Genomic DNA, 19,389 nt, shown 5'->3' with positions numbered 1-19,389 from the left:
GTCGGAATTTTTCACCGCAAGATAAAGGGGTCACGCGAAATGCGCGGCAACCTTGCGGTTATGCGACATGGAGCGATGCTCGAACAGGTAAATCCCCTGCCATGTTCCCAGCACGGGTTGACCCGCCACCACCGGGATACTGAGCGACACTGGCAACAGCGCCGCCTTTATATGCGCGGGCATATCATCTGGGCCTTCATAGGTATGCTTCAGATAGGACATCGAAGGATGATCCGAAGCCGGCACAAGGCGCTCGAAGAAAGCGCCCAGATCGGTTTGCACCTCAGGATCCGCGTTTTCCTGTATCACGAGGGAACACGACGTGTGGCGCACAAACAGAGTCAGCAGCCCGTCCTGATCGACCGAGTTAAGCCAGTTGCGCACATTCCGGGTGAACTCATACAACCCAGGTCCATGCGTCGAAATTAAAAACTCGGTCTGCAAGACGTGGCTACGCCCCTTTAGTCATCATCAATTTGCGTCCGGAAGCACAGTCCGTTTGCGCTTTGCACCGATCTGCTTTGGCCGGGTACAAAACCAATGGATACGGTCTTGGTGTCAAGACTAACACCTGCCGGTGGCGTGGTCGAGAACTGCACGGCTGTCTTGCGTCCAGTTGCCTCGCTTGGTCCATACCCGCGTGCCACGTAAATCGGTTGTTGCCAACCCAAACCCAACGTTCTGCGGGCATAGTCAGCCGCCGCGCACCAATAGCCTTCGACAGCGGTGCGGCCTCTTGGGATTACTTCGAACACGCTGTTACTGACCGGTACGGTTTGATAGTTGAACCGAGCAAAGCCACCCGCCGTGACCGGTGTGCTCAGTACGACCGCAGCTAGTGCGGCGTAAGTGATAACCTGTTTCATAATCATACTCTTTCCTGTTACGAGGTACGATTGAAAATAGTATAGCCGAATGACCAGCAAAGGCGGTTCACGATCAATTCAGCCCTAAAACGGGTTGGCGTGATCGGGTGTTAGCCACCCGTGATATCGGATCAAACGCCCCAAAAACGGCATATCTGCAGAGACATCAAAGCGAAATTTTCCCTGCTCATCCTGCCACTCGACCGTCGATGATCTGGGCAGCAATACCTTTGGACATGGCAGTCCTAAAACCGCCAGATGTACAATTTCAATCGAGAGGCGCCCCTCTGAAAACACCGGCTTCATCCATAAGCGCAGCCACCCCATACGCTCGTGCACGCAGTGGGATTTGCTGTCGTAGGAAATGCGTGAGCGTGTGACATGATCAGCAAAATGCCTGATCCAGATACGGTCGTGCCCAGCCTGCGAAACAATTAACTCCACGCGCACCCGCTGCCCATTGAGTGGAAAGCGCCCAAGCCACAAAGCCAGCTCCTTCAACCACCCTTTACCGCGCTTCACATCACACTGCCCGACATACCACCCGACATCGCCGTGCAGACGTGCCAATGCAGGAGGCAGTTGCGCATCTTTGGGCAAGCACTCGCAAAACGCATCCGGTATCATCTAAAACCCACCGGGCATGAATCGGTCGACAATCTTCTGATCGGGGATCAGACAAGCTTCGCTCCGGCCAAAAACGTTGTATCTGTTTCGCGCGATTGCTCGGTACAAAAAGCCTTTGAGAAACGCGGGCAGGAATCTGCAAAGCGATAATACCGGCCAAGGTCCCGGCAATGCCCGCATCGCGGCAGCGAAAGCATCCAGCTCCCGATAAACCCTGCCCCGGACAACAACTAAGTTAGTCTCATAGTCGTCGGTCGGCAGACCCAGTTCAGTGTAGAGTTCTTGCCCAAGAGGGGACTGCGCGGTTGCGAATTTGAACCTTTGCGCTGTGTCGTGATTGATCATGAACTGAAAAAAGCGGCTGCACAGAACGCACTCACCGTCAAAAACGATAAAGTCCTGATCATTTGCCAACTTACTAAACGCCACGTCCGGCATTCCCTGCACTTTGATTCCAGCCAATGTCGCAATACAACCGTTTCCCGGCAATGCGACATGGGCACCAGAGTTGGGAATAGCGTGTCGGGGAGCCACAGCAGACCTGCTCGACTTATGGGCTGGGCTCTGACCTCATCCCCGAAAGGTTCGACCCGACAACGCCGTACAGATAGATTTCCGAACTGACTTATTCTTGTGACTTTCCGCCAAGCCCATTCGAAATCTTGACAATTCTGAAATTCAGATATCAATTTCCGACTACGCAAGCCGGGTGCAAAAACGAAATCAACGCAGTATGATTACCGACATGGAAGTCGATATTGCACGCCTTCAGGTTCTCACACGAACGCTCGACAACAGGGCGCAGGATACGTCTGTCACGGATCGCGTACTGGAAAAATGTGGTCTGACGCGTGACGACGTCCAAACGCCCGCGGCCCTGTATAGCGCTCAGAAAGAGGCTCTGTTTGTTCGCTATGCTTGTGACGCTTTGGGCGACGCGACCTTTGCCGCAGAGGCCGGGCTGGACTTCAAATCGTCTTCAAGCCTGACGGCCTACATCAGCAAATACTCTCGGGATCTCAAACAAGTTCTCGAGAATACATCGCGGTTTCACGGCATCATTGACCCTGCCCTGATGTTCAGCCTGCGCGTTGCCGGAAATTTTGCCGCGATCGAAGCCGAATGGAAAGACGCAAGCTATGCCCGGTATCATCGACGTACTGAGTTCCTGATGTTTGCTGGCCTAGCACGTATGCGTGACCTTACACAGATCGACTTTTTCCCGATTGAAATACGCTTTCAACACGAAGTTGGCGAAAATCGAAAACACTATCAAAAGGTTGCAGGCTTTCCCGTCACTTTTGGCGCCGAGCGACAAGAAATCGTTTTAGCGTTGTCCTCACTTGATTTGCCGGTCCCCACCTACGACCCAAAGCTTCGCCAACACCTGCTGGAATACGGCGATCGTGTTCTGGCCGAACGACGGCAGCCCGTGCAAAAGCTACGGGCCCAAGTCGAAGGCTTGATCACCCGCTCATTGCCCGGGGCAATCATTCACGCCGATGATGCCGCCGCCAATTTAGGCCTGAGCACGCGCACGTTTGCGCGCCGCTTGAAAGATGAAGGTACGAGCTATCGCGAGATTGTAGACGACTTGCGATGCGATCTCGCGCAGACATTCATAACAAATGGCATGCCGCTAGCCGAAATTGCGTTTTCCTTGGGTTACGCGGATCAACCGGCGTTTTCGACCGCATTCAAACGGTGGACCGGGCAAGCCCCCAGCGCCTTTCGCAGCCGGTTGGATTTCTGAAACGGGCCTGAGACCGGGGGTCATCAGCCAATGCGACCTCGCCCCGGCCCGTCCCATGAGTGGACACCGCGGATATAGGCCACGACGGAACACGCCTCTTGTGAGTTTTTGCCAATTTGAGTGTCAAACATGACATCAGACACGCAAGAAAAAAGGCGCCTCGGTCGAGGCGCCTTTCCCTTACTGATCCAAGAACGACCGCAACTTGCGCGACCGGCTGGGATGTTTCAGTTTTCGTAGCGCTTTCGCTTCGATCTGACGGATCCGTTCGCGGGTCACGCTAAACTGCTGGCCAACCTCTTCCAGAGTGTGGTCGGTGTTCATGCCGATGCCAAAACGCATCCGCAGAACCCGCTCTTCACGTGGGGTGAGCGAGGCCAGAACGCGGGTGGTGGTTTCTTTAAGGTTTTCCTGAATGGCGCTGTCCAAAGGCAGCACGGCATTCTTGTCCTCGATGAAATCGCCCAGTTGGCTGTCTTCCTCGTCGCCGATTGGCGTTTCCAGTGAGATCGGCTCTTTGGCGATTTTCATCACCTTGCGGACCTTCTCAAGCGGCATTTGCAGCTTTTCGGCCAATTCCTCTGGCGTCGGCTCGCGACCGATCTCGTGCAGCATCTGACGGCCGGTCCGAACCAGCTTGTTGATCGTTTCGATCATATGCACCGGAATACGGATCGTCCGCGCCTGATCCGCGATTGATCGCGTGATCGCCTGGCGGATCCACCATGTCGCATAGGTCGAGAACTTGTAACCGCGACGGTATTCGAACTTGTCCACCGCCTTCATCAGGCCGATGTTACCTTCCTGAATAAGATCAAGGAATTGCAAGCCGCGGTTCGTGTATTTTTTGGCGATCGAGATCACCAGACGCAGGTTCGCCTCGACCATTTCTTTCTTGGCCTGCCGCGCCTCTTTCTCACCCTTTTGAACCTGCTGCACGATGCGGCGGAATTCAGGGATGTCCAGACCGACATATTGCCCGACCTGAGCCATATCGTTGCGCAGTTCTTCGACCTTGGCGGTCGAGCGTTCGATGAACATCTGCCAGCCCCGGCCCGGCTTTTCCGCCATATCGGCCAGCCAGTTCGGGTCAAGTTCGCGGCCACGATAGGCATCAATGAACTCACGACGATTGATCCGCGCCTGATCCGCCAGCTTCACCATCGAACTGTCCAAGGACATGACCCGGCGGTTAATGCCATAAAGCTGGTCGATCAGAGCCTCGATCCGGTTGTTGTGAAGGTGAAGACCGTTCACCAGTTCAACAATCTCGGCGCGCAGTTTCTGATAGGTCTCTTCGTCTTGCGCGCTAAATGTCCCGTCTTCGTTCAGGGTCGCCGAAATCCGGCTGTCTTGCATTTCGCTCAGTTGCGCGAAGTCCGTCGAGATACGCTCCAGCGTCGTCAGAACCTGATCTTTCAGCGCCGCTTCCATCGCGGCCAATGACATGTTGGCTTGATCGTCATCATCGTCGTCATCGTCATTGTTCAGCGGATTGCCGTCAGCATCCAACTCAGGACCTTCGTCCTTGGCTGGTTTGGCCGCCTGCACATTCGACGTATCCACGACCGGTTCGTCCACATCGCCGTCTTCGTCCATCTGATTGCCAAAAGTGGCCTCCAGATCGATTACGTCGCGCAACAGGATGTCTTCAGACAGAAGTTCGTCATGCCAGATCGTGATCGCCTGAAACGTCAGCGGGCTTTCGCACAGACCGGCAATCATCGTGTTTCGACCGGCCTCGATCCGCTTGGCGATGGCAATCTCGCCTTCCCGGCTCAGCAGTTCGACGCTGCCCATCTCGCGCAGATACATGCGGACAGGGTCATCGGTGCGATCCAGTTTTTCGGTCGCGGCACCTGCCAGCGCAACCTCACGGTTGCTTTCGGTCGACACAAGCTCGGTCGAGCCTTTGTTTTCTTCTTCTTCGGCCTCTTCATCTTCGATGATGTTGATGCCCATTTCGGACAGCATCGACATCACATCTTCGATCTGTTCGGAACTGACCTGATCAGGTGGCAGAACCTGATTCAACTGGTCATATGTGATGTAACCTTTCTCGCGGGCCTCGGCGATCATCTTCTTGACCTGGGCCTGGCTCATGTCCAGCGAGATTTCCTGCTCCTGCTCGTCGGATTTGCGGTCTTCGTTGGTATCCTTGGCGGCCATTCAATGCTCCTGCAGGGATGGGTGATTCGATTGAACCGAATCATTAGCGCGTAGAAGTGATTCGGCCACCCGTTTACCCGTTTTTCTTTTCCAGTGCCTTACGAAAACACCACTTTACCGGCGTTTTCGCTCGAAATTGATCCCGGACATGATTGCCTCAAACGCGTCCTTCTCGTCACGGTTGATTCGCGCACCATTGTCGGCAACGTCGAATACAGCCCTGTCTTCGTTCTGGCTACGGCTTGTGCGGTTGCGCTCTTCGGCGGCCTGAGCCAACCGATATGTAAGCGCCTCATCTGCCAGATCAGACAGCTCCTCTGCGGCTTCGGCAATCTCTGCGTCCAACCCCCTGAGAGCTTTGATCTTTGCGAGTTCCTCGGCCAGCGTCATCTCGGCCTTTTCGACATCGCCCGGTTTATGCACACAAGGGATCACTGCGACATGGCGAAGGGCCAGCAGGTTTTCAAGGGGTTCAGGTCCCAAAGTTTGTATGATGTGGTCTCGCAGGTTGTCCGGGTCATCAATGGCATGGCGCAGGATCGCATGTCGCAGCGCCGCGTGATCCGGATCGTGGCAGTCCATCTCTTCCAGCTGATGTTCGAATTGTACGACGACCTTGGGATTGAGAATGGCGATCGCCAGAATTGCAGCCTCGCGCAATTGAATGTCCGCATTCTCGGACGAAGCCAGAAAGGACGATCTTGCCCCCGGTGTTGCCGCCGGTTTAGGCGGTTGCCACTTACCCCGAGGCTGCCACTGACGACCCTGAGGCTGCCGTTGCGGACGGAAGAGTTGCCAGCGAAGGTCCTTGATCTCTTGCCCGTAATGCGACCGGATCGACGGGTCGCGGATCAGCTTGATCTTTTCTCGCAACGACTTGTCCAGCGCAGCTTTTCGTTCCGGACTGTCGAAAACCTTGCCTTCGGTTTCGCGCTGCCACAGCAGCTTGACCATCGGGATCGCGCCTTCAAGTACGGCTTGAACGGCCCCCGGCCCTTCGGCGCGCAGCAGATCATCGGGATCTTTCCCTTCGGGCATCAGCGCAAAGCGCAGGGACTTCCCTGCCTCTAACAGCGGCAACGCAAGATCAACCGCGCGCATAGCCGCACGCAGACCTGCCGTATCGCCATCCAACGCGATGATCGGCTCATCGGAAATCCGCCACAGAAGCTGCAACTGATGCTCGGTGATCGCGGTGCCCAACGGTGCAACCGAGGCACCAAACCCAGCCTCGGCCAGCGCGATCACGTCCATATACCCTTCGGCCACGATGAGCGGCTGCCCCTTCCCCGCCGCCTGCCGCGCAGGGCCGTGGTTATAAAGGCTGCGGCCCTTGTCGAACAACTCGGTCTCGGGCGAGTTCAGGTATTTGGCGTTGTCATTGGGGTCCATCGCCCGACCGCCAAAGGCAATACAGCGTCCGCGCGGATCGCGGATTGGGTATATGATACGATTGCGGAACGTGTCGTAAGGCTTCTTACCCTTGTTCGACGGTTTAGCCAGTCCTGCCCCAAGAATCAGGTCCTCAGCCACGTTCTTGCCGGTCAAGTGATCCCAAAGGGCCTGCCAACCGTCCGGGGCAAATCCGATCTCCCACCGATCCAGCGCCTGCGCGTCCAATCCCCGGCGGGTCAGGTAATCGCGTGCAGCACCCCCTGCCCCGGTTTTCAGCTGAAGCCGGAAGAACTGAACAGCCTGCTCCATTACTTCGGCCAGTTGCGCCCGGCGGTCCTGCTTTTCCTGCGCCTTCGGGTCGCGTTGCGGCATAGGCATTCCAGCCTCACGCGCCAGAATTTCTACCGCTTCGATGAACGAGACGTTCTCAGTCTCTTTCACAAAGCTGATGGCATCCCCTTTGGCGTGACACCCAAAACAGTAGTAAAACCCTTTCTGGTCATCCACGTGGAACGACGCGGTCTTCTCGTGGTGGAACGGGCACGGCGCCCACATGTCACCCTTGCCCTGATTGGATTTGCGTGCATCCCACATCACTTTGCGGCCAACAACCTGTGACAGGCTTAACCGGGTGCGCAGCTCATCAAGAAAACCGGGAGGCAAAGACATTCGTCAAACCTGCCAGAAATGCAAACGCTCGCCAAGAGACTGGCAAGCGTTTGTCCACAACGAAATCACCTGTCTGGGGATTATTGCTGCAAGCACAGCTCAAGCCACGCGGCTCCGAGGTCTTGCTTGCGCACGTCGCGCATCTTTTGTTCATAGACCCACGGCGTGATCAGGGGGATCGCGGCATTGTAGTTTTCTGGCCAGGTTGGCCCCGATTCCGCGACAGCCTGTGCCACATCACGCTCTTTCACCCGATCAAGGCGCGCTTGTTGAATGGCAGCGACCACATCGGCCTGGAACTTGCAGCTTTGTTCTTTGGTTTCCTGAGCAGTGGTTTCCTGAGCGGCCAGAGGCGTGGACAGGACGATGGCCGCAATTGCGATGCGCAGCATGGGGGTCTCCCGGAATCGTTTGTTTCGCGACAGCTTACCCGCGCGCAACCGCCCCCGCCATCGCCGTTTTACGCCTCGCGGCTTCGTGTTGCGAATTAGCGCAAGCAGTTCGGGCGACCAGATACGTCCAGTCGCCCGATATAAGCTTACAGCCCTTTGGCCCGATAGCTTTTCGAGACCCGGTCGATGGCCACGATATAAGCCGCCGTCCGCAGGTCTTCGACATCGTCGCGGCCATGCCAGACCTCACGCATCGACTGGTAGGCGATCCTCATCGTGTCATCCAGGCCCGAGCGCACCAGTTCAAGCTCATCCGCGCCCTTAAGATACTTGGCTTTGAAGTCCGGAGACATCGACCACGCATCGCCCAGATACCGATCCAGACGCTCCAGCTCGCTTACGATCAGCTCATGCCGCGCCTCTTCCTGGCGGCGTTGCATCCGACCGAACCGAATATGGCTGAGGTTTTTGACCCACTCGAAATACGAGACCGTCACACCGCCGGCATTCGCGTACATGTCCGGAATGATCACGGTTCCCCGCTTGCGCAGGATTTCATCAGCACCAGCCGTCACCGGGCCATTCGCCGCTTCGATGATCAACGGAGCTTTGATCCGGTCCGCATTCGAAAGGTTAATCACGCCTTCCAAAGCAGCCGGGATCAGGATGTCGCAATCAGCCTCCAGAACGTCTGCACCCTCGGCGGAGTGGGTTGCATCGGGATAGTTGCTGACACCGCCGTGCTTGACGATCCATTGGCGCACCGATTCAACATCAATTCCTTCCGGATTATACAGCGCACCGTCCCATTCGATGATGCCCACGATACGGCTGCCGTCTTCCTCGCTCAGGAATTTTGCCGCGTGGTAGCCCACGTTGCCCAAACCCTGCACGACAACGCGTTTGCCATCCAGCTTGCCGGACAAACCTGCCTTGGCGATATCTTCAGGGTGCCGGAAGAACTCCCGCAAGGCATACTGAATACCGCGGCCGGTTGCTTCGACCCGACCGGCAATCCCGCCCGCATTCAACGGCTTGCCGGTCACGCAGGCCCGCGCGTTGATGTCGGTCGTGTTCATCCGCGCGTACTGGTCAGCCATCCAGGCCATCTCACGCTCACCCGTTCCCATGTCGGGGGCCGGTACGTTTTGAGAAGGGTTAATCAGGTCCCTTTTAGCCAACTCATACGCGAACCGGCGGGTGATCTGCTCAAGCTCATGTTCTTCGTATTTCCTGGGATCGATGCACAAACCACCCTTGGATCCGCCGAAAGGTGTCTCAACCAACGCGCATTTATACGTCATCAGCGCGGCGAGCGCTTCGACCTCATCCTGATTCACCGCCAAGGCGTAGCGAATACCGCCTTTCACGGGCTCCATATGCTCAGAGTGAACTGAGCGATATCCGGTGAACGTATGGATTTCCCCGCGCAAGCGAACGCCAAAGCGCACGGTATAGGTCGCGTTGCAGACCCGTATCTTCTGTTCAAGCCCCGGAGGTAAATCCATCAGGGCTGCCGCCCTGTTAAACATTAAATCAACACTCTCGCGAAAACTGGGTTCATTTTTGGTCGTCATTATTAACCTCCGTGCGAACGTAAAATTAGCGTTCAGACGCTTTGTCGCACCCCTTTTGTAAACGATCAATAATTAAGCAGAAATAAAAGTTCAAAATCTAGTTGAGCCTGTCCCCGTTTGGGTGAGTCGGCCCATTTGTTCACAGACCCGTGCATTGTCGACGTCCTGAAAACAGAAACTGACCGAGGTCTAGATTATCTGCCAATTTACAGCAAATGAGCCTGATACGCGGCTTTTTCGCCCAATTACCGCCACGTTTCGCCGGTAATTTTCCAGCGTTAACTTTTCCTTAGCAGTAGTGGATGACTGTTCAGCGAGGTCGGCAAGATGATTAACCGCGTATTAAACGGCGGCACCAAAAAATGTGACGACAAGGGCTCTTTGGGGCAACTCTTCGCACGTAACGAAGACGGTTCGTTCACCATATTTGTACTATTGGGTTTCCTGGCAATTCTCGCCACGACCGGCCTCGGCGTTGATGTAATGAACTTCGAGCGAGACCGCGCCAACCTTCAATCTACGCTGGATCGCGCGGTTTTGGCCGCTGCAGATTTGGACCAAACCCTGCCCCCGAAAGAAGTTGTCGAGACCTATCTGGTCAAGGCTGGGCTGGCTGGAAAGCTGAAATCTGTAAATGTCCAAGAGGGTTTCGGGTCGCGCACGGTGTCTGCGACGGCCGAGGCCGAAGTTCGTGCACATTTCATGCGGATTGCGGGAACACATTTCCTCACTGCCAGAGCCGCAAGTACTGCAGAAGAGTCTATTGGCGCGGTCGAAATCTCGCTGGTTCTGGACATGTCGGGTTCGATGAACAACCCGTCTGCAGAAGCAGGTAAAACAAAAATCGAAGTCCTAAGAGAGGCCGCTAAGGAATTCGTCACCCTAATGCTCGACAAACCCGGCGAAAACCAGATTTCGATGTCTATTGTCCCCTACGCGACACAAGTCAGCGCCGGTGAAGACATCCTGGACCAGTTTGCCAACGTTTCGTCAGAGCACAGCTTTTCGCACTGTCTGAACTTCACTTCTTCGCAATTCAGTCAGGTACAGTTGGACCCTGCGATAGCCTACGATCGCACCGCTCCGTTTGATCCGTTCAGATATACCAATGGTGCGGAACAGTTCCCACGCTTTCCTGTTTGCCCTGTTCGCGCAGGCAGTGAGATCACTGCCGTTACGGACAATATCGGAATACTGCACGACCGTATCGACGCGTTGACAGCTAACGGCAACACATCGATTGACGTCGGCATGAAGTGGGGTGTCGGTATGCTGGACCCCAAGTTTCAGCCGGTAATTGGAGAACTGGCCAAAGCCAATATCGTTCCTGACAAGTTCCGGGAACGCCCTGAGGCGTACGACTCTGATGTGCTGAAAGTTGCAATCGTGATGACAGACGGACAAAACACAACTCAGTACATGCTGAAGGATGCATATCGTTCTGGCCAAACCGAAATCTGGTTTAACCCTGAATACAAGCGCGCCGACGGCACGACTGGCGAGTACAGCGTACGTTTTGCCCGCAACCCGGATCGCTTCGCCTGGATGCAGCAAAGCATTGAAAATGGGGCACAGAGCGGCGGTGGTTTTGTCGTAGCCAACCACCCGTTTGGTAACCCTCCGAACGAAGACGCTACGAACGAAGAGGTTGGAACATCCGTTCGCCTGACATTCCCGGAACTATTCAACCAAGCTTCGCTGTATTGGAACGCCACTAACAACTACTTTTGGCAGAATGACAATGTGTTTAACTGGTACCAAAACCCACGCATAAACATTGGCTCTTCTACCAAAAACACCCGTACAACAAGCATCTGTGGCGCCGCCAAGACAGAGGGCGTGATTATCTACGGCATTGCATTCGAAGCTCCTGATGCAGGCCTAACGACGATCAAGAACTGCGCAAGTTCGGATAGCCACGTCTACGAAGTTGACGAGTTCGATGATCCGGAAGGTATCTCTTTGGAAGAGGCATTCGCCTCCATCGCATCCTCGATCAAAAAGCTGAGGCTGACTCAATGATCAAACTACTCCGTACATTTTGCCGTAAGCTGAGACGCTCTGAAAGTGGAAGCGTCACAGTAGAATTTGTTCTTATTTTCCCCGCTTTCATGTTCTTTATCCTCAGTGCGGTAGAATACGCGGTGGTGACACTACAGCAGTCCATGCTTGAGCGAGCCGTGGACATTACAGTTCGTGAGATTCGGCTGGGTACTGGCACGAACCCCAGCCATGACACGATTAAAGATACGATTTGTGCCCAGACAGCAGTCGTTCGCGATTGTGCAAACAACCTGCGGCTCGAGATGATCCAGCAAAGTGCATTTACCGGCATTAACTTGCCTGATGTACCGGACTGCACAGACAATTCGGAAGAAGTGAACCCTGTTCGAACCTTCCAAAACGGCCGTTCCAACGAATTGATGATCCTACGTGCTTGCGCCCGTGTTGATCCGATTTTCCCGACGTCAGCGATGGGACGCGCCCTGGTCGACGAAACAGGGCAGATTGCCCTGACGGCTACAACCGCATTTGTTCAGGAGCCATCGTAAAACTATGTCTCTTTTAAAAAAGATCCGAGAGTATGCGGCCACCAAGAAGCGTGACGAAAGCGGGCTTCTTACCGTCGAAGCCGTGCTGATTTTTCCGATGCTCGTGTGGACTGTAACGGCAGCTTTCGCTTTCTTCGACGGTTTCCGTCAAAGCGCAGCGAACCTGAAAGCCGCCTACACAGTCGGTGATTTGGTTTCGCGCGAAACAAGCACTGTAACAAACACTTACGTAGATTCTCTGCACGAACTGTTGGATGCGATGGTCAACAATCGCGCGGACATCGACTTTCGTATGTCTTTGATCGTGTTCGACGCCGATGATGATCGTCACTATGTCAGATGGTCGGCAGTCCGTGGTGGCTATGAGACACGGTGGACCAACTGTAACATCGACAAGATGCGCGACAGCCTTCCGCCAATGCCTGATCAGGACACGCTGATCATTGTTGAGACATCTACCGAATATACGCCGGTTTTCGGATCAAATTGGGTGGTTGGCACTTGGGTCTCTGACGACCATAGGTTCAGAAACTTCGTGTTCACGCGCCCTCGCTTTACTAATGAGATTTCTCACGACCTTGGTCCTCAGACCTGTTAGCGAGAAGAACAGAAATCATCTCAGACATAAATTTGGTTTCGGCGGCTGCAGTCATGCCGCCAATACCCACCCGATGGCCTAGCCGCCACCAAAGGCCTGGGGCCCAAACATTTGCTTGTTTGTTTCGCGTGCGCACAAGAAACCCGTTTGAGGGTTTGAAGGCAAAGACACCGCGATCCACAATTTCGATGTCCTGAACCTCGGCGATTAAGCGGCCTTGGCCGGTTCTCAGTTCGGTTTTTGTCAATTCGATACTGTCATTGGTTGCGTGCCACATGCGATGCGCAAGCCAAAAGGACGCGACCCCTACTACCAGCAGAAACACCTGCCAGACTGGCTCTGGCGGTGCGGCCAGGACGACATACAGAACCATTGCGCCAACGACACCTAGCATTCCGACCCCAAGCCATCGCCTTGGCGTTGATGCCTTTACAGTCGCCAGCACTTCTTCCTGCATGTTCATACCCTCATTTCTTTCATGTGGGTGTAACGGCTTTGAACCGTGAAAGACAGAGGGGTCGGACCTGCAATTTTGCGCACACCTGCCGTGCCTGTCCGCAAATTGACGCACAGCGCCCCAGCGTTACATGATCTGCGTGAAAACAGGAGGCCAGCATGTCCTTAAGACCCACGTTGGAAACACGAAAATCCGTCCCCACCCTTGAAGGTGCCGGGGTCAAATTGCATCGCGCATTCGGGTTTCAAGATCCGTCCGAGCTGGACCCGTTCCTTTTGTTCGACGACTTTCGGAATGAACGCCCGCAGGATTACCAAGCGGGCTTTCCCTGGCACCCACACCGTGGGATTGAAACCATTACCTACGTATTGTCCGGCACGGTTGAGCATTCCGACTCGCTGGGCAACACTGGGACACTGGGTGCCGGTGACGTGCAATGGATGACAGCAGGTTCGGGCATCTTGCACCAAGAAATGCCCAAGGGAAATGCAGTTGGCCAGATGCACGGCTTCCAACTTTGGGGAAATCTTCCATCGGATCAGAAAATGACCTCGCCGCGTTACCAGGACGTGCAGAGCAGGGACATCCCCGAAGTAACCGATGATGACGGAACAACTGTGCGCGTTATCGTCGGGGAATTCTGGGGGAAGACAGGTCCGGTCGACGGCATCGCGGCTGATCCTCAATACCTGGACATCTCAGTCCCCGCCGGCGTAAAAAAGACCTTCCGAATAGATACATACAGGCGCGCTTTTGCGTATGTGTTTCAGGGGCAAGCTGCGTTTGCGGACGCGTCCCAGCCAACTGGCGTTCTTTTGGAGAAAGAGGTTGCCGGGCAAGAGGTCAACATACGCGACATGTCAGGCGACAGAACCCTTGTGCGTTTCGGTACAGGTGATGAAATCACGGTTCAAGCCGGTCCGGAGGGCGTCCGGTTCCTGCTGATTTCAGGGGCACCGATAGAAGAGCCCGTCGCCTGGCACGGCCCCATCGTCATGAATACGCGCGCCGAGCTGGAACAAGCCTTCCGCGAACTGCAGAACGGCACTTTCATAAGGCCCGCTCATTGATCAGGATGTAACCGCGCGCCGGACCATATCCCAGTAGACCTGTTCCACCTCATCGAGTGACAGGCGTCCGCCCGCGCGGTACCACGTCATAACACCGTTCAGCATCGCGATTACGGCCAGCGTGGCGATCTTGGTATCGGAAATATCGAATACCCCTGCCCGCTCACCTGCTTGCAGGATTGCTTCCAGAGAGTCCTCATAATCACGGCGGAGTGCTTCAATCTCAGAGAAATTCTCGGGTGTAAGATTGCGCAGTTCCATATAGGCAATGAACACCTCATCCGGGCGTTCAAGGTGGAACCGGATGTGGAACCCCACAAACTGGCGCAGGGCTTCAACAGGGCTTTTGGGTTTTTCTCGCCCTGCGTATGTGGCAAGCAAGTCCTTCATGTGATCATGCATTAGCCGGTAGAGCAGGCTTTGTTTGTCGGGCGTGTAGTTATAGAGCGCCCCGGCCTGCACCCCTACCTCGCTTGCGATTTGGCGCATGGAAACAGCGGCATAGCCGTGACGTGCGAAAAGAGCCAGCGCGGCTTTGCGGATACGCGGGCCAGTGATGTCTGAATGAGAGCCTTGTGTGCGTGCCATTCTGCAACCGTATCTGAACGTTCGTTCAGATAGAACCCCGCTTGAATGAACGATTGAAAAGATGCAACACAGTTACACGTGTTATCGAAAGGGCTGCGAATGAAACCCCTGCCATTCCTGATCGCGATGCTTGCCCTTGCAGGGTGCGTCGACTTCCCAGAACTGGAGGGCAGCGAACCGACAAGCCTGAAATCCGCGCGATATCCCAAGCTGATCCCCCTGCAGGAAAACCTTGGCCCTCCGGTTGATCCGGTGAACGAAGCAGCAGAGGTCGAGGAAGACCTGATCGCACGACGCGAAGCGCTGCAGAAAAAGGCGGATCAGCTGCAACAAGAACAAATCAACTGACGTCCTGCGTTTCTCGAACCGAACCGGTTCGCGACGCATTGCACCCTTGCGCCGAACCCGCTAAGGCAGCGGAGAACGGGCCGAGCCCGTAAACAAGGAATTCGAGCGGAAAGGAACCCACGGAATGACACAGGCGCTGCGGCTTGGAATTGCGGGCTTGGGAACGGTTGGCGTGGGTGTCGTCAAAATCGTACGTCGCCATGCTGATCTGTTGCAGGCGCGTACTGGACGGCCCGTGGAAATTACCGCTGTCTCAGCGCGCGACGCGAGCAAAGACCGTGGTGTGAGCCTGTCCGATTACGCGTGGGAAACGGATCCTGTCGCGCTTGCAAAACGCGACGATGTCGATGTTTTTGTCGAGCTGATGGGCGGCGAAAACGGCCCTGCCAAAGCCTCGGTCGAGGCGGCGTTGGCCAGTGGCAAGGATGTTGTCACCGCAAACAAGGCGCTGCTTGCGATCCACGGGCAGGAACTGGCCGAAAAGGCAGAAGCCGCGGGTCGCGTGATCCGGTTCGAAGCCGCCGTAGCTGGCGGCATCCCGGTGATCAAGTCCCTGACCGAAGGTCTTGCAGGCAACGAAATCACCCGCGTCATGGGCGTGATGAACGGTACGTGCAATTATATCCTGACCCGGATGCAATCGCAGGAATTGGGCTACAACGCCTTGTTTGAGGAATGCGCCCAGCTTGGATATCTGGAAGCAGACCCCAATCTGGATGTCGGAGGCATCGACGCGGCGCACAAGCTTGCGCTGTTGTCTTCGATCGCGTTTGGAACCAAGCCTAACTTTGACGGGATCGAGATTGAAGGCATTCAGCAAATCAGTCTGGATGACATCCATCAGGCCGACGACATGGGCTATCGTATCAAGTTGCTGGGCGTGGCACAGCGTACGGCGCGCGGGCTGGAACAGCGGATGCAGCCGTGTCTGGTTCCCAGCGGATCGCCCTTGGGCCAACTCGAAGGCGGAACAAACATGGTCGTGATCGAGGGCGACGCGGTTGAACAAGTTGTCCTCCGCGGCCCAGGCGCAGGCGAAGGTCCAACGGCCAGCGCTGTTATGGGGGATGTGTGTGATCTGGCGCGCGGGCTGCAAATCCCGACCTTTGGGCGCCCAGCAACCACTCTGCAAGAGTCGACCCCCGCAATAACCGGCCTGCCCGCCCCGTACTACTTGCGACTGGCACTGTATGACAAACCCGGCGCGCTAGCCAAAGTCGCGGCAATCCTGGGCGATGCGGGCGTGTCCATTGACCGGATGCGCCAGTACGGGCACTCCGACAGCACAGCGCCTGTATTGATCGTCACACACAAAACCACACGGGCCACTTTGGACATAGCGTTGTCGGGTTTCCGGGATACGGATGTGGTTGCAGGCGAACCCGTTGCCTTGCGCATCGAAGAGGTTTGACCCTTGCGGCCTGACCAATACGCAGGTTATGCCGAAGAAAACGCCTATACTGACCTAAGGATAGTGAAAAATGAGTGCTGCCAAGATTGATTTCAACGACCGCCTGCTGTCGCTGGGCCTTGCGCGGGTCGCAGAACAGGCCGCGCTGGCCTCTGCCTCGCTGGTTGGGCGCGGTGACGAAAAAGCAGCGGATCAGGCGGCTGTCAACGCGATGCGCGAACAGTTGAACCTTCTGGACATTGCGGGTGTCGTTGTCATCGGCGAAGGCGAGCGTGACGAAGCGCCGATGCTGTATATCGGCGAAGAGGTTGGCACCGGCAACGGCCCCGGCGTGGATATCGCGCTGGACCCGCTGGAAGGTACGACTCTGACGGCCAAGGACATGCCCAACGCTCTGACCGTGATCGCAATGGGACCACGCGGTTCGATGCTGCATGCACCTGACGTTTACATGGATAAACTGGCCGTTGGCCCCGGGTTCCCCGAGGGTGTCGTTAGCCTGGACATGAGCCCAAGCGAACGGGTTGAGGCGCTGGCCAAGGCCAAGGGCTGCGAAGCTGCAGACATCACTGTGTGCATCCTTGAACGACCAAGGCACGAGGCCATGATCGCCGAAGTACGCGAGACCGGCGCGTCGATCCGCCTGATCACCGACGGTGACGTCGCCGGAGTTATGCACTGCGCCGAAAGCGAAGTGACCGGTATCGACATGTATATGGGTCAAGGCGGCGCGCCCGAAGGCGTGCTGGCTGCGGCTGCGCTAAAGTGCATGGGTGGCCAGATTTTTGGTCGTCTGTTGTTCCGCAATGATGACGAACGAGGCCGCGCCGCAAAGGCTGGTATTAAGGACCTCGACCGCGTCTATGCGCGGGACGAGATGGTGACTGCGGACGTGATCTTTGCCGCAACCGGTGTAACAGGCGGATCGCTGCTGCCGCGTATCAAGCGCGAACCGGGCTGGGTCGAAACCACGACCCTGCTGATGCGTTCGAAAACTGGCTCGGTCCGGCGCATGTCCTACCGCACACCGATGTGGTCGCACGACACACCATAACCGCTTGCGCGCCCGATGACCTCGGGAGTATCCATACAGACAAAGAGGCCGGGTCCGCGAGGGTCCGGCCTTGGCATATCAGGGGCAAGTCATGAGCTTTTTAGGGGTTGAACAGTCTTTGTCCGGGCGGCGCTGGGTCGGCCCGACGGCAGATGTGGAACGCGCAACCGAGATGCTTGTGCAACAGGCCGGCCTGCCACGCGCGGTCTGCCAGGTCTTGGCACGGCGCGGAGTTCCGGCGATGGAAGCCTCTGGCTTTCTGGACCCCAAGCTAAAGGAATTGTTGCCCGACCCCCGCGCGATGAAGGACATGGAGATTGCTGCGAGCCGGTTTTTGACAGCCGTTCGCGAAAAGCAACGAATTGCGGTCTTTGCGGACTATGACGTAGACGGCGGAAGCTCGGCCGCGCTGCTGATCGTCTGGCTGCGTCAGATGGGCCTTCAGGCGACGCTGTATGTGCCTGACCGCATTGATGAGGGATATGGCCCCAACGTGCCTGCAATGCAGTCGCTTGCTGCGAAACATGACCTGATCATCTGTGTCGATTGCGGAACGCTCAGTCATGACCCGATTGCTGCAGCGAACGGTGCGGATGTCATCGTGCTGGACCACCACCTTGGCGGCGAAACACTGCCCGACTGCGTGGCCGTGGTGAACCCGAACCGGCAGGATGAAAGCGGCGATCTGGGGTACCTGTGCGCAGCAGGTGTTGTGTTTCTTATGCTTGTTGAGGCCGGACGCCAATTGCGGGGCGCAGGTCTGAAAGGGCCGGACTTGATCTCGCTGCTGGACCTTGTGGCGCTGGCCACAGTCGCAGATGTCGCGCCGTTGATAGAGGCCAACCGCGCCTTGGTACGGCAGGGACTCAAAGTCATGGCCCAACGGCAGCGACCGGGCCTTGTGGCGTTGTCGGATGTTGCGCGGATGGATGCCGCGCCCAACAGCTATCACCTCGGCTTTCTTCTTGGGCCGCGCGTCAATGCCGGTGGGCGGATTGGACAGGCCGATTTGGGCGCGCGATTGCTCAGCACTGATTCAATTCATGAGGCCGAAGCCTTGTCACAGCGGCTGGACGAACTGAACACCGAGCGTCGCGATATCGAAAACGCCGTGCGCGCCGCTGCTATGGAACAAGCCGAGGAACGGGGGCTGGACGCACCTTTGGTTTGGGCCGCTGCCGACGGCTGGCACCCCGGTGTCGTGGGTATCGTGGCCTCGCGCCTGAAAGAGGCAGCGAACCGCCCGGCCATTGTCATTGGCTTTGACGGAGAGGAAGGAAAAGGTTCGGGGCGCTCGGTCACGGGTGTAGATCTTGGCGCATCGATCCAGCGTTTGGCATCCGAGGGTTTGTTGGTCAAAGGTGGAGGGCACAAGATGGCGGCAGGTCTGACCGTCATGCGCGATCAGCTTGAACCCGCTATGGCACGCCTGAGTGAGTTACTGGCCAAACAAGGTGCCGGCGATGCAGGGCCAGCTGACCTTAAACTGGAGGGCACCCTTATGCCCGGTGCCGCGACTGTAGAATTGATTGAGCAGATTGAAAAAGCGGGGCCATTCGGGGCCGGTGCCCCTGCCCCGCGCTATGCTTTGCCAGATCTACAAGTCCGTTTTGCCAAGCGCGCGGGCGAGTCCCACTTGAAGCTATTGCTGTCAGACGGCGTCGGGGCCGGCATAGACGCAATCGCGTTCGGTGCGTTCGACGGGCCGATGGGTGAAAAACTCTCAAATCACGGTGGTGCACGCTTCCATTTCGCGGGTCGGCTAGAGGTGAACACGTGGGGCGGCCGTCAAACTGTGCAACTTCGGCTGGAAGATGCCGCCGAGGCGCACTGAAAGCGTTTTCGATCGGCGCCAAAAAACTT

General features: G+C 56.4%; 19 protein-coding genes. 9 read left to right on the top strand and 10 right to left on the bottom strand.

Features of this window, described 5'->3' with window-relative positions; translation table 11 throughout:
• Positions 1 to 30 precede the first annotated feature (30 nt).
• The 4 genes from ACR0BD_RS10460 to ACR0BD_RS10445 form a co-directional block, all read right to left on the bottom strand.
• Positions 31 to 444, bottom strand: coding sequence for a secondary thiamine-phosphate synthase enzyme YjbQ (locus ACR0BD_RS10460; protein WP_480697833.1), 414 nt, complete (start codon positions 442 to 444; stop codon positions 31 to 33).
• 17 nt (positions 445 to 461) lie between these two features.
• A complete protein-coding gene (locus ACR0BD_RS10455) occupies positions 462 to 866 on the bottom strand; it encodes a hypothetical protein (protein ID WP_480697834.1) in 405 nt (134 codons plus the stop codon).
• A gap of 84 nt (positions 867 to 950) precedes the next feature.
• Complete coding sequence (locus tag ACR0BD_RS10450) at positions 951 to 1,436, bottom strand: DUF4166 domain-containing protein (RefSeq protein ID WP_480830270.1); 486 nt, start codon at positions 1,434 to 1,436, stop codon at positions 951 to 953.
• A gap of 57 nt (positions 1,437 to 1,493) precedes the next feature.
• The gene (locus ACR0BD_RS10445) at positions 1,494 to 2,027 is read right to left on the bottom strand and encodes a thiol-disulfide oxidoreductase DCC family protein (protein ID WP_480830269.1); all 534 of its coding nucleotides are present in this window, start codon (positions 2,025 to 2,027) and stop codon (positions 1,494 to 1,496) included.
• Between the two features lie 211 nt (positions 2,028 to 2,238).
• Here ACR0BD_RS10445 and ACR0BD_RS10440 point away from each other — a divergent pair, with 211 nt between their 5' ends.
• Complete coding sequence (locus tag ACR0BD_RS10440) at positions 2,239 to 3,246, top strand: AraC family transcriptional regulator (RefSeq protein ID WP_480830268.1); 1,008 nt, start codon at positions 2,239 to 2,241, stop codon at positions 3,244 to 3,246.
• A 180-nt stretch (positions 3,247 to 3,426) separates the two neighbouring features.
• On the opposite strand, the gene rpoD is transcribed toward ACR0BD_RS10440, so the two are convergent.
• The 4 genes from rpoD to ACR0BD_RS10420 all read right to left on the bottom strand — a co-directional run bounded on the left by rpoD (position 3,427) and on the right by ACR0BD_RS10420 (position 9,448).
• Positions 3,427 to 5,415 carry an RNA polymerase sigma factor RpoD gene (gene rpoD / locus ACR0BD_RS10435; RefSeq protein WP_480830267.1) on the bottom strand — a complete coding sequence of 663 codons (1,989 nt, stop codon included), beginning with the start codon at positions 5,413 to 5,415 and terminating at the stop codon, positions 3,427 to 3,429.
• Between the two features lie 114 nt (positions 5,416 to 5,529).
• The gene (gene dnaG, locus ACR0BD_RS10430) at positions 5,530 to 7,479 is read right to left on the bottom strand and encodes a DNA primase (protein WP_480830266.1); all 1,950 of its coding nucleotides are present in this window, start codon (positions 7,477 to 7,479) and stop codon (positions 5,530 to 5,532) included.
• Positions 7,480 to 7,559: 80 nt separating this feature from the next.
• A complete protein-coding gene (locus tag ACR0BD_RS10425; RefSeq protein WP_480830265.1) occupies positions 7,560 to 7,871 on the bottom strand; it encodes a hypothetical protein in 312 nt (103 codons plus the stop codon).
• Between the two features lie 146 nt (positions 7,872 to 8,017).
• Entirely contained in the window at positions 8,018 to 9,448 is a 1,431-nt protein-coding gene (locus tag ACR0BD_RS10420) for a Glu/Leu/Phe/Val family dehydrogenase (protein ID WP_480830264.1), read from the bottom strand.
• Between the two features lie 327 nt (positions 9,449 to 9,775).
• Between ACR0BD_RS10420 and ACR0BD_RS10415 the strand changes: the two genes are divergently transcribed.
• From ACR0BD_RS10415 to ACR0BD_RS10405, 3 genes are read left to right on the top strand one after another with little or no spacing between them, the layout of a single operon-like run.
• On the top strand, positions 9,776 to 11,470 hold the full coding sequence (locus ACR0BD_RS10415) for a pilus assembly protein TadG-related protein (RefSeq protein WP_480830263.1): 1,695 nt from the start codon (positions 9,776 to 9,778) through the stop codon (positions 11,468 to 11,470).
• Complete coding sequence (locus ACR0BD_RS10410; protein WP_480830262.1) at positions 11,467 to 12,000, top strand: TadE/TadG family type IV pilus assembly protein; 534 nt, start codon at positions 11,467 to 11,469, stop codon at positions 11,998 to 12,000. The genes ACR0BD_RS10415 and ACR0BD_RS10410 overlap by 4 nt, the downstream gene beginning before the upstream one ends.
• Before the next feature lie 4 nt (positions 12,001 to 12,004).
• Positions 12,005 to 12,598, top strand: a complete 594-nt coding sequence (locus tag ACR0BD_RS10405) for a TadE/TadG family type IV pilus assembly protein (protein WP_480830261.1) — start codon at positions 12,005 to 12,007, stop codon at positions 12,596 to 12,598.
• Here ACR0BD_RS10405 and ACR0BD_RS10400 read toward each other — a convergent pair.
• Entirely contained in the window at positions 12,558 to 13,055 is a 498-nt protein-coding gene (locus ACR0BD_RS10400) for a hypothetical protein (RefSeq protein WP_480830260.1), read from the bottom strand. The two genes, ACR0BD_RS10405 and ACR0BD_RS10400, sit on opposite strands and share 41 nt — an antisense overlap.
• 158 nt (positions 13,056 to 13,213) lie before the next feature.
• Between ACR0BD_RS10400 and ACR0BD_RS10395 the strand changes: the two genes are divergently transcribed.
• The gene (locus ACR0BD_RS10395; RefSeq protein WP_480830259.1) at positions 13,214 to 14,125 is read left to right on the top strand and encodes a pirin family protein; all 912 of its coding nucleotides are present in this window, start codon (positions 13,214 to 13,216) and stop codon (positions 14,123 to 14,125) included.
• Here the strand turns inward: ACR0BD_RS10395 and ACR0BD_RS10390 are convergent, their stop codons facing one another.
• Positions 14,126 to 14,713, bottom strand: coding sequence for a TetR/AcrR family transcriptional regulator (locus tag ACR0BD_RS10390; protein WP_480830258.1), 588 nt, complete (start codon positions 14,711 to 14,713; stop codon positions 14,126 to 14,128).
• 99 nt (positions 14,714 to 14,812) lie between these two features.
• Here ACR0BD_RS10390 and ACR0BD_RS10385 point away from each other — a divergent pair, with 99 nt between their 5' ends.
• The 4 genes from ACR0BD_RS10385 to recJ all read left to right on the top strand — a co-directional run bounded on the left by ACR0BD_RS10385 (position 14,813) and on the right by recJ (position 19,360).
• Positions 14,813 to 15,061, top strand: a complete 249-nt coding sequence (locus tag ACR0BD_RS10385) for a hypothetical protein (protein WP_480830257.1) — start codon at positions 14,813 to 14,815, stop codon at positions 15,059 to 15,061.
• 124 nt (positions 15,062 to 15,185) lie between these two features.
• Positions 15,186 to 16,472: a homoserine dehydrogenase gene (locus ACR0BD_RS10380; protein ID WP_480830256.1), complete on the top strand. Its 1,287-nt coding sequence runs from the start codon at positions 15,186 to 15,188 to the stop codon at positions 16,470 to 16,472.
• Positions 16,473 to 16,542: 70 nt separating this feature from the next.
• Positions 16,543 to 17,526 (top strand): class II fructose-bisphosphatase, encoded by a 984-nt coding sequence (gene glpX, locus ACR0BD_RS10375; RefSeq protein ID WP_480830255.1) that lies wholly within the window; start codon positions 16,543 to 16,545, stop codon positions 17,524 to 17,526.
• Positions 17,527 to 17,617: 91 nt separating this feature from the next.
• Positions 17,618 to 19,360 carry a single-stranded-DNA-specific exonuclease RecJ gene (gene recJ, locus ACR0BD_RS10370; RefSeq protein ID WP_480830254.1) on the top strand — a complete coding sequence of 581 codons (1,743 nt, stop codon included), beginning with the start codon at positions 17,618 to 17,620 and terminating at the stop codon, positions 19,358 to 19,360.
• Positions 19,361 to 19,389: the final 29 nt, after the last annotated feature.

The organism is Ruegeria sp. G5 (assembly GCF_056533365.1).
The sequence above is the reverse complement of the archived record's forward strand: the minus strand, read 5'-3'. Positions and strand labels throughout refer to the sequence as shown.

Bases quoted from the DNA above. Each gene is read 5' to 3' on its own strand.
- dnaG (WP_480830266.1), bottom strand. From the start codon at position 7,479: ATGTCTTTGCCTCCCGGTTTTCTTGATGAGCTGCGCACCCGGTTAAGC.
- ACR0BD_RS10420 (WP_480830264.1), bottom strand. From the start codon at position 9,448: ATGACGACCAAAAATGAACCCAGTTTTCGCGAGAGTGTTGATTTAATG.
- ACR0BD_RS10415 (WP_480830263.1), top strand. From the start codon at position 9,776: ATGATTAACCGCGTATTAAACGGCGGCACCAAAAAATGTGACGACAAG.
- ACR0BD_RS10400 (WP_480830260.1), bottom strand. From the start codon at position 13,055: ATGCAGGAAGAAGTGCTGGCGACTGTAAAGGCATCAACGCCAAGGCGA.
- ACR0BD_RS10405 (WP_480830261.1), top strand. From the start codon at position 12,005: ATGTCTCTTTTAAAAAAGATCCGAGAGTATGCGGCCACCAAGAAGCGT.
- ACR0BD_RS10380 (WP_480830256.1), top strand. From the start codon at position 15,186: ATGACACAGGCGCTGCGGCTTGGAATTGCGGGCTTGGGAACGGTTGGC.
- recJ (WP_480830254.1), top strand. From the start codon at position 17,618: ATGAGCTTTTTAGGGGTTGAACAGTCTTTGTCCGGGCGGCGCTGGGTC.
- ACR0BD_RS10390 (WP_480830258.1), bottom strand. From the start codon at position 14,713: ATGGCACGCACACAAGGCTCTCATTCAGACATCACTGGCCCGCGTATC.
- ACR0BD_RS10425 (WP_480830265.1), bottom strand. From the start codon at position 7,871: ATGCTGCGCATCGCAATTGCGGCCATCGTCCTGTCCACGCCTCTGGCC.
- ACR0BD_RS10385 (WP_480830257.1), top strand. From the start codon at position 14,813: ATGAAACCCCTGCCATTCCTGATCGCGATGCTTGCCCTTGCAGGGTGC.
- ACR0BD_RS10455 (WP_480697834.1), bottom strand. From the start codon at position 866: ATGAAACAGGTTATCACTTACGCCGCACTAGCTGCGGTCGTACTGAGC.
- ACR0BD_RS10440 (WP_480830268.1), top strand. From the start codon at position 2,239: ATGGAAGTCGATATTGCACGCCTTCAGGTTCTCACACGAACGCTCGAC.
- glpX (WP_480830255.1), top strand. From the start codon at position 16,543: ATGAGTGCTGCCAAGATTGATTTCAACGACCGCCTGCTGTCGCTGGGC.
- rpoD (WP_480830267.1), bottom strand. From the start codon at position 5,415: ATGGCCGCCAAGGATACCAACGAAGACCGCAAATCCGACGAGCAGGAG.
- ACR0BD_RS10410 (WP_480830262.1), top strand. From the start codon at position 11,467: ATGATCAAACTACTCCGTACATTTTGCCGTAAGCTGAGACGCTCTGAA.
- ACR0BD_RS10395 (WP_480830259.1), top strand. From the start codon at position 13,214: ATGTCCTTAAGACCCACGTTGGAAACACGAAAATCCGTCCCCACCCTT.